6 protein-coding genes are annotated in these 6,940 nt (G+C 37.4%); 5 read left to right on the forward strand and 1 reads right to left on the reverse strand.

The window, feature by feature from the left end:
• Positions 1–24 precede the first annotated feature (24 nt).
• The 3 genes from EZV76_RS15175 (at position 25) to EZV76_RS15185 (ending at position 3,236) form a co-directional block, all read left to right on the forward strand.
• The gene (locus EZV76_RS15175) at positions 25–1,290 is read left to right on the forward strand and encodes a hypothetical protein (RefSeq protein ID WP_136567417.1); all 1,266 of its coding nucleotides are present in this window, start codon (positions 25–27) and stop codon (positions 1,288–1,290) included.
• A gap of 68 nt (positions 1,291–1,358) precedes the next feature.
• A complete protein-coding gene (locus EZV76_RS15180) occupies positions 1,359–1,883 on the forward strand; it encodes a YceI family protein (protein ID WP_136567418.1) in 525 nt (174 codons plus the stop codon).
• 69 nt (positions 1,884–1,952) lie between these two features.
• Entirely contained in the window at positions 1,953–3,236 is a 1,284-nt protein-coding gene (locus EZV76_RS15185; protein ID WP_136567419.1) for an acetyl-CoA hydrolase/transferase family protein, read from the forward strand.
• 51 nt (positions 3,237–3,287) lie between these two features.
• On the opposite strand, the gene EZV76_RS15190 is transcribed toward EZV76_RS15185, so the two are convergent.
• On the reverse strand, positions 3,288–3,980 hold the full coding sequence (locus EZV76_RS15190) for an ion channel (protein ID WP_136567420.1): 693 nt from the start codon (positions 3,978–3,980) through the stop codon (positions 3,288–3,290).
• A 118-nt stretch (positions 3,981–4,098) separates the two neighbouring features.
• Here EZV76_RS15190 and EZV76_RS15195 point away from each other — a divergent pair, with 118 nt between their 5' ends.
• Entirely contained in the window at positions 4,099–4,659 is a 561-nt protein-coding gene (locus EZV76_RS15195; protein ID WP_136567421.1) for a YceI family protein, read from the forward strand.
• 48 nt (positions 4,660–4,707) lie between these two features.
• Entirely contained in the window at positions 4,708–6,846 is a 2,139-nt protein-coding gene (locus EZV76_RS15200) for a PAS domain S-box protein (protein ID WP_136567422.1), read from the forward strand.
• Positions 6,847–6,940: the final 94 nt, after the last annotated feature.

Here is a 6,940-nt window from a genome sequence, read left to right on the forward strand (position 1 = left end):
CATAAAACAATTAATTAAAAACAAATGAAAACAATACTTAAAAGTACAGTAGCAACAGTCATACTTTTCTCGGGAATGAGTATGCTTGCGCAAAATAATCGAGACCTCGACAACTTTAGACAACCAGACCAAAGAGGTGTCAATGTTTTTGAAGCGCCTAAAGATACCCTTACCACTTTTGAAAATCTAAAAGTAAGAATAGGTGGTTCGTTTGCCTTGCAGTTTCAAGGTGTTGACCACGAAAATTCGGGTGCAGTACCTTTGATTGACATAGGCGATAACTTCAACCTTGCCACGGCAAATCTAGACCTGGATGTAGCATTGTATGACGGTGTAAATATGCACTTACGTACCTATTTATCATCAAGACACCACCCAGAACCGTATGTAAAAGGTGGATATATTCAGATAGATAAGTTAGACTTTGTTGAAGAAGGTTTTCTTAAAAACATAATGGACTTAACCACCATTAAAATAGGACATATGGAAAACAACTATGGCGATGCCCACTTTAGAAGAAGTGACAACGCACAGACCTTGTACAATCCATTTGTTGGCAATTTGATTATGGACGCTTTTACCACCGAAGTAGGTGCTGAAGTTTTAGTAAGAAAAAATGGTTTTCTGGGAATGGTAGGTCTTACCAATGGTAAACTTAATCAGGCAGTAGATAACCCTGATGCATCTGGTGTTTCATTCATAGGAAAGTTAGGGTACGACAGTAATATTTCAGACGATTTAAGAGTCCGCCTTACAGGTTCCATCTATACCACAGGTAAAGTGGCAAACTCATATTTGTATAGTGCAGACAGAGCAGGTTCAAGGTATTACTTAGTGCTTGAGCCAGAAGATGCAACCGCTAAAAACAACTTCAGGTCTGGTCGCTATGACCCTCAATTAAGAAATGAGATTACTGCATTAATGTTCAACCCATTTGTAAAGTATAAAGGTTTGGAATTCTTCGGAACGCTAGAATTTGCAAACGGAAAAGCAGATGCCGAGCTAGACACACGTTCTGCAAACCAATATGCTGGCGAGCTCATTTACCGTTTTGGAAACAACGAAAAGTTCTACGTAGGCGGTCGTTACAATTTGGTAGATGCAGAAGATGCAACCAATGGCGATGTAGAAATAACAAGATTCCAAGCAAGTGCTGGATGGTTTATGACCAAGAATATTTTAATGAAAATGGAATATGTAACCCAACAACACGATGGCTACCCAACATCAAGTATTTTTAACGAAGGTCAGTTTGATGGCTTTTTGTTAGAAGCTGCCATATCATTCTAAATTAAAATTATAAAAGCATAAAGGCAACACGGATTTAAGTGTTGCCTTTATGTGTTATTTCAAATATTATGTATAGATTTTCCTTTCTTTTAATTGTTGTAGTTATCCTATTCTCACAAATCACCTATAGTCAATCTGCCATTGCTGTTGAGATAAAGACCAATGTAAATACGATTGATTGTGAAGTAGCGGCTGCTTCTATACATACTTCAAGAGGCAATCTATCAAAAGGATATACCATTTCAATCCCTGTGGAACAACTAGGCTGTCCTGACGGCGTAACTAAAGATTTAATCAAGCACCTTAACGCAAAAGAGTATCCCAATATCAAATTTACAGTATGTGATATAGAATATGATATTGATAATAAAACACACCCAAAAACACTTAAAGTGGATGTGCAGGTGGCCGATAAAGTAGTTACCTATTCCTTCAATGTAGTAGTGGCTTCAATTAGTGATGAAGAGTACATCACGGGAACATTAGGCTTGCAATTGGCGCATTTTAATATTGAACCACCTACAAAAATGCTGGGATTGGTAAAAGTAAAAGACCGCATTAATATTTCGTTTTCGTTGCCTATTGCATCGTGATGATTCAGCTAGAAGAAATTCCCAAAAGAATTAAAATTTTATGTCAACAATACTTAATTTGCAATACAGATGAAAAATAACGCATTAAAAATTGTTTCGCCAGAAGAAGCCGTTGCTCTTGTAAAATCAAATGATACCTTATTTTTTCAAGGTGCAGCAATGACACCCAATGTCTTGATTGACGCGGTTTGTAACCGTTATGAAGAACTGAAAAATATTGAGATTGTTCAAATTCATACCCACGGAAATGCAAAATATATGGAAGCACCTTATAACAAGGCATTTCGGTTAAAGAGTTGTTTCGTCGGTGGTAATGTACGTAAAGGTATTAATACTTTAATTGGCGACTACATTCCTATTTTTTTAAGTGAAATCCATTGGTTGTTCAGAAGAGGAATTATGCCGCTCGACGTTGCGTTTATTCAAGTTTCACCGCCAGATGTTCACGGTTATTGCTCATTGGGCGCATCTGTGGATATAACGCTACCAGCAATTCAAACAGCAAAAGTAGTAATTGCCCAAGTCAACCCAAAAGTACCAAGAACCCACGGAGATGGTATCATTCACGTAAATCAAATTGACTGTGCAATCGAAACAGATGAATTTATTCATTCATCAATAGTAGGGAATCCTACTGATGTAGAGGCCATAATAGGCAGAGAGATTGCAAATTTAGTTGAAGATGGTGCGACACTACAAATGGGAATTGGCAATATTCCTAATGCAGTTTTACATAATCTAACAAATCATAAACGTTTAGGCATCCATACCGAAATGTTTTCAGATGGCATATTACCGTTGGTGGAAAAAGGTATAATTACAGGAGAGGACAAAGAGGTAAAAACTGGAAAAATTGTCACTTGTTTTGCTATGGGAACTCAAAAACTCTATGATTTTATTGATGATAATCCCATCGTACATTTTAAAGAGGCTGGTTACACAAATGATACGGCCATCATTAGAAAGAACCCTAAAGTTACGGCAATTAATAGTGCTATAGAAATTGACCTTACAGGACAAGTTTGTGCAGACTCTATTGGAGCATATCAATATTCGGGAGTTGGCGGACAAATGGATTTTATCCGTGGCGCATCTTTATCTCAAAATGGAAAGCCCATTATTGCAATGCCATCCCAAACCAATAAAGGAATTTCTAAAATCACACCATTTCTGCAACCAGGTGCTAGTGTAACTACCACTAGAGCGCACGTTCATTATGTGGTAACAGAATATGGTGTTGTAAACCTCTTTGGTAAAGGTCTCGAAGAACGTGCTAAGGCTTTGATAAGTATTGCACACCCTAACCATAGGGAATTTCTGCAAAAAGAGGCTTTTGATAGGTTCAATCGCTAAGCAGTTATTAAGGAAACACATTTAAAACTTTAAATGTGTTAATAATAGGGCCTATATATTTTTAGAGTGGCTAACATATTTTTCTACCACAACCGCAGTAATAATTACTATGTAAAACTGTCCCATAAGCCCTGTTAAAATGGCGGCCTTTTGTGCAATGGGCGTAACGGGAATTATTTCGCCATAACCTATAGTCAACAGCGTAATGTAACTGTAATACATTAGAGCATCCATTTTATCCTCGATAGAATTGGATGCCATCAACAATCCCTCAAATGAGTTTGGTGCGGTCATTTCTATGGTCATAAAAATAAAAAAAGCCAACAGTCCCAAAGAAAGATATCCAGTCATTAACCCAATGATAACAGTCTTATTCACACGTTTAGCAAACCATACCTGTTTTATAATTTCAACAGTAACAGTAGCATAAAATAAGGCATACAAGCCTAGTCTGCCCAACTGAATTTGAGAGCCGGAAGAAAAATCAGTATTTACCCTAAACACATAAAAGCCTATACCTACGATAAACAATAGTAGAAAAAAGAAGAGTATGTTCCGTTTTTTAATCACTAAGAGAACACCAGAAGCTAAATTGATTAAAAGTAAAACAGGCAGGATATAATCAACAAAATAAGGATTGGGTACAAGTAGTGAACCGAAAAGCACAGCAATTAAGCTAAAAAAGAAAAGCTCAAACCGTATGGTATAAGTACTCTTTTTAATAAAAGTTAATGGATTTTGCATTCGTGTAAAATGAATTTTAAAATGCAAATAACTTGATTTATCTCATTTATGTTGATGACATATATCATCAAAACCCATTTGCCATCCACATACCTTTGTACTTTAAATTATAACAACTATGAAAAAAGTACTTTTTATATTCAGTTTTCTTTTTGTGGCACAGCTTGCAACAGCACAAAAATTTGAAACCAAAAAAAACTCTAGCGTCTCAGTTAAAGGCACTTCGTCATTACACAATTGGGAAGGAAGGGTTACAAAATTTGAAGGCGACCTCACAGCTGAAATCGTGGACGAAAAAGTAATCAATATCACGGATTTCAACTTTAGTTTTCCGGTTAAATCCATACGTACAGGCGATGATACAATGACAAAGGAAATGGCTGAGGCACTAAAATACAAGCAATTTCCCGTTATTTCATACACTTTTATAAGCGTAGAGTTTGTAGATGATTACAACGCTATTCTTACAGGTTATATGACCATTGCCGGCGTGTCTAAAAAAGTAACGACACCAGTTGCGGTAACTACGGCTAGAGGCGAAATAACCATTAGTGGTGCAAAGTCGATGTTAATGACAGATTTTGGCATACAGCCACCCAAAATTATTCTGGGACTATATAAAGCTAAAAATGAAATAAGCCTGCATTACTTTATTCATCTAAAGAAATCCAGAAAATAGCATTTAATTATTCCTACCTTGCTGAATCAAAACACTTTGGTATTTTAAATGGAACAAAAAATAGAAGAAGAAACACTTTTTAAAGGCATTTTTGAAGCCTCTGTAGAAGGTATTGTAGTCGCAGACCAGCAAGGCGCGATTGTAAAAGCAAACGCAGCGTTGGAAAAAATGTTCGGGTATGAGCGCGACGAACTCAACGGTAAGAAAATTGAAGTGCTCATTCCACAAAATCTTCGGAAAAAACATACGGGACACCGCCAAAACTATGCAAAAAAGCCCGAAGTACGTACTATGGGAAGCGGTCTCGACCTTTGGGGATTGAAAAAGGATGGTTCAAAATTTCCGCTGGAAATAAGTTTAAGCCCATCCATTATTGATGATAAAAAGTTGGTGGTTGCCTACGTGATGGACATTTCAAAACGTAGGGAAACCGAAATTAAACTGCAACAGAGTGTCGAGAAAAACACAGCGATTCTGCAAGCCTTGCCAGACCTTATTTTTGTAGTCAATAAAGAGCGCGTTTATACAGATGTTCATTCTTCCAATGCTGAAATTTTACTTGCAATGCAAGAAGAATTGATAGGCAAAAGCATCTATGATGAGTTGCCAGAAACCTTATTGCCCAAAGTGAAAAAGGTGTTTGATACTGTTGAAGAAACACAACAGAGTGAACTTTTAGAATATTCCTATGAACGGGATGGTGCTGTAAAATTTTACGAGTCCAGAGTGGTGCCAAAAGGTAATGGCGATTTTTTAGTTGTTGTTCGAGACACCTCAGACCATAAGGAAGCTGAACAAAATTTGTTCTTAAAAGACAGAGCTTTAGAGTCTGCTGCCAATGCCATTTTAATTGTCGATGCCACCCAAAAAGATATGCCCATCATTTATGCCAATGAGGCGTTTGAAAAAATGACTGGTTATACCAAGGAAGAAGCCTCTGGCGAAAACTGTCGATTTCTTCAAAAAGAAGACCGCCAGCAAAAAGAAATTGAAGTTCTTAGAAAAGCAATTGATAGAGGTATTAGTTGCGAGGTAGAGCTGCGCAACTACAAAAAAGACGGGACGCTTTTTTGGAACCAACTTACCATAACACCTATCAAAAACGAGGATGGAAAAGTCACGCATTTTATTGGTGTGCAAAACGATATTACCACACGTAAAAAAGAAGAAATTTTAAAAGAGCAATCCAGCAAAGCACTTGAGATGATTGCCAAGCACCAATCGCTCAAAAAAATTGCCGACCATATCGTTAAAATGGTGGAAGACCAAATTCCCAAAGCAATGGTGTCATTGCTTACCCTCGATAAACCAAACAAAACCCTGCATAAACTGGCAGCGCTAAAAATTCCCAAAGCTTTTTCAGACGGTATTGAAGGTGTTTCCATAGGCAATAACGTAGGCTCTTGCGGTACGGCCGCGTTTCTGAAAGAAGAAATCATAGTTTCAGATATTGAAACAAGTCCGCTATGGGAAAATTATAAAAAATTAGCACTGGAAAACAACCTGCGTGCCTGCTGGTCGTTACCCATTTTATCTTCTACCAAGCAAGTGCTGGGAACCTTTGCTGTCTATCACGAGCAACCCACAAAACCAAATCCAGATGAATTAAAAATCGTGGTCGATGCCAGCAAGTTAATGGCAATCGCATTAGAGCAACACGAAACCAACGTAAAACTGCAAAACAATCAGCAAGAATTAAAGAGCTATGCAGATAAACTGGAAGACAAAGTCCGAGACCGTACCAATGAGTTGAGTGAAAGTATTGATAAATTGATGCAGGTAAACAGTCAGTTGGAAGTCCAGATTGAAGAAACAAAACTGGCAGAGCTTAAGGCTTTGACCAGCCAAGCGTTATATTCTGCCATTGCACAACATTTCCCTAACGGAATGATTGCGGTAGTTGATAATCATTATACCATTATATCATTACACGGCGAGGATTTAAAACGGTTGGGACTTCAAAAAGAAGAAGCAGAAGGAAAATCTGTAGATACCATTTCACAATTCACAAAAGACCGAATAGACCGTATCAAACAAAACGTAAGGGATACGCTTGCTGGTAATCATCTTTCCGAAGAAATTGAAATTAACGGGATAGATTATTCCCTCAATTCCATTCCCTTATATAGTGGGCAGTGTACGTCTTCAAACGAATCTGAACTGGCCCAGTCCAAAGTTAAGTCATAGTTTCAACTTTTGAATTTGGTGCTCTTTTCTTCTTTTGAGCATCGTTCTTCTCTTTATCAATTTACGGTTTTCCAATATCTTTTTGTCCAATCCA

The sequence above is a fragment of the Flagellimonas alvinocaridis genome (genome assembly GCF_004916895.1).
GTDB classification, from domain to species: Bacteria; Bacteroidota; Bacteroidia; order Flavobacteriales; family Flavobacteriaceae; genus Flagellimonas; species Flagellimonas alvinocaridis.

Coding starts and splice junctions, on each gene's coding strand:
- EZV76_RS15175 (WP_136567417.1), top strand. CDS start 25: ATGAAAACAATACTTAAAAGTACAGTAGCAACAGTCATACTTTTCTCG.
- EZV76_RS15180 (WP_136567418.1), top strand. CDS start 1,359: ATGTATAGATTTTCCTTTCTTTTAATTGTTGTAGTTATCCTATTCTCA.
- EZV76_RS15185 (WP_136567419.1), top strand. CDS start 1,953: ATGAAAAATAACGCATTAAAAATTGTTTCGCCAGAAGAAGCCGTTGCT.
- EZV76_RS15190 (WP_136567420.1), bottom strand. CDS start 3,980: ATGCAAAATCCATTAACTTTTATTAAAAAGAGTACTTATACCATACGG.
- EZV76_RS15195 (WP_136567421.1), top strand. CDS start 4,099: ATGAAAAAAGTACTTTTTATATTCAGTTTTCTTTTTGTGGCACAGCTT.
- EZV76_RS15200 (WP_136567422.1), top strand. CDS start 4,708: ATGGAACAAAAAATAGAAGAAGAAACACTTTTTAAAGGCATTTTTGAA.